Raw genomic sequence first — 338 nt, forward strand, 5'->3', positions numbered from 1 at the left:
GAAGCGACGCGCGCAGACCCGAGGATCCATAACGCGACCTCAAAACAGTCGCAAGCGGGGGAAGATCTACACCGGTGTGCCCTTCGACTGGAGTAACGGCATGGATTCCAGGGGCTTCGCGACGCGGCTTTGCGGCTGCTTCGCCCTGGAATGACGAAACTGATAGTCTGCCGCAGAACCCCTCACACTGCGGCACCCCTTCGAGAGCATCCGCATGAAGACAGCCATCGCCATCCGACGCGGCACCGTGGCCGCGGTGTTCATCGATCTCCAGGAGGAGCATCGCAAGGACGAACGCTATCTGGTCGAAGGGTTCGGCGGCATCCTCGCCAATGTCC

Annotated in this window: 1 pseudogene; it reads left to right on the forward strand. The window is 61.8% G+C overall.

The window, feature by feature from the left end:
• Nucleotides 1-214: 214 nt before the first annotated feature.
• A pseudogene (locus tag EN845_RS36555) lies at nucleotides 215-338 on the forward strand (isochorismatase); the annotation flags it as partial.

The sequence above is a fragment of the Mesorhizobium sp. M8A.F.Ca.ET.202.01.1.1 genome (genome assembly GCF_004791595.1).
Lineage (GTDB): Bacteria > Pseudomonadota > Alphaproteobacteria > Rhizobiales > Rhizobiaceae > Mesorhizobium.